We start from the raw sequence: 1,627 nt of genomic DNA, 5'->3' as shown, positions 1-1,627 counted from the left end.
ATGTTTTTTTTCTTGCATATCTCTATCAGGGTTTGCGCTTTTTCCAGCTCTTCCTTACTTAATTCGTAATGGATATTTTCTTTCACTTGTTCCAATGGGTCGTCGGGGATCTGAGTGTCTGCCGTTTTCTTTTTTTTGGCCGCTGGTCCGGCAGCTGCTTTTGAATCAGTCCTCTTTCTACCCGAGCCCTTGTTTTTTTTCTGAACGGGTTCTGATGAATCCCGCTCTGTTTCTTCCCGGATTCGTTTTGCTCTTTTATTTTTGTTAGTGCCCGAAAGGCACTTGTTGCACAAAAACGCTGGATCTGATAGCTCATTGGCTATACGACTTAATTCCTGTGTATTCAGTGCCTTGTCACATTTTGAACAAGTGACAACCGAACTTCCGGTATCCTGAAAAATTGAGGGTTTCAGTGGGTCATGGCCTCCGAGACCACTGCCGTCTGTCGAGCCGGTTTTCTGGTTACCGGCAGCGACTTCGCAAATCTGGCCGGATTGGCCTGTTGTTCTGGTCGTTGATGCTTTGGTCGTTCTGGAGTGCTGGCCGTTTTTCCCGGTACCTGCCTGACGGCCTGAATATTTGCCAGCAGCGATCTCACGGTAAACACTAAGTTCCTGACCATTCTCTGTCAGCCATGTCTGAACCAGACACGAATACATCATGGCAGGCCCTGATCTTTCGAGATCGAAAAGATCCGCTTCAATCACCATGATCCGGTCTGACAAAATTCGAGCCAGCATGGATTGCCCCGTCATAGTTGCCCATTGCCGTTTGATCCGTAACATTCGAAGCAGTTGCCTTTTTTGTTGCAGGCATTTTTGAACAGGGCCAAGAACAGAGGCAAGGTCAGGCACGGGCTTTGGGTCAGGATTCCAGTGGTTTCCGTCAGGTGGCTTATCGCCATCGTCTCCCCCGGCAGCGCCGATGGCGATCAGCGCAGTGGAAGAGTGCTCTGGCGTCTCAGGGGGCACAAGCATGAGATCAATGCGGTGTGTATGCTTCATTGGCCAAAGGGGTAGGGGAGGCCGTTGGAGAGACGCAAGAGGTCTGTTATTCGGCAGCAGCTTAAGCAAACGGAGGGCGAGTGGCATAAACCCAACCGAATGAAGGTCGGGCGGTTCAGGTTCAGCCAACTTATTAGTGTATAAGAAATTTGCTGGTAGCGGATTTGAGCCGACCAATCCCACTGCGGGCAGTGACTCCCCAAACATTATGGTCACTAACAGAAGCAGTGATTGAACCATCGAGCAGATAGCTTTGTTTTTTTGTGGGCGTCGCATAGACCCAGGCTCATTGATTGACCTTTGCTATTTGCACCAATGTATAGCAGCGCATTGGCCATTGTGCCATGAACGGAGTTAGCGAAGATCAAGCAACTCTAATTCCTGACAACTTTGATAAACATCAGGATCAATCTCTGATAATAATGGGTCTTGCCTTTTTAAGCGCTTTATTTTGCTGAATGCCCGTTGTCTCCATTTTTCCAGCATGTCGTCAGCAATATCGATTTTGGCTTTTTTAAGGACGGTAACGGCATGCATAAGCTCCATTTCATCCCTGTACTCGTCCAGCAATGTCAGTATTTCGGTGCCAAAAACTTCTGTCTGGTTGAGCTTTAACCATAAAC

Annotated in this window: 2 protein-coding genes; both read right to left on the bottom strand. The window is 48.2% G+C overall.

Translation table 11 applies throughout. The features are described from left to right. A partial coding sequence (locus KDK17_RS00385) for a hypothetical protein (RefSeq protein ID WP_257287088.1) occupies positions 1-977 on the bottom strand: 977 nt, incomplete at its 3' end. 381 nt (positions 978-1,358) lie between these two features. After that, positions 1,359-1,627, bottom strand: a 269-nt coding sequence (locus KDK17_RS00380; RefSeq protein ID WP_257274739.1) for a hypothetical protein, incomplete at its 5' end; no start/stop codon positions are given.

It is taken from the genome of Endozoicomonas sp. SESOKO2 (assembly GCF_024606245.1).
Classification (GTDB): domain Bacteria; phylum Pseudomonadota; class Gammaproteobacteria; order Pseudomonadales; family Endozoicomonadaceae; genus Endozoicomonas_A.
Note: the sequence above shows the minus strand (reverse complement) of the source record. Positions and strands in the feature narration are given on the sequence as shown.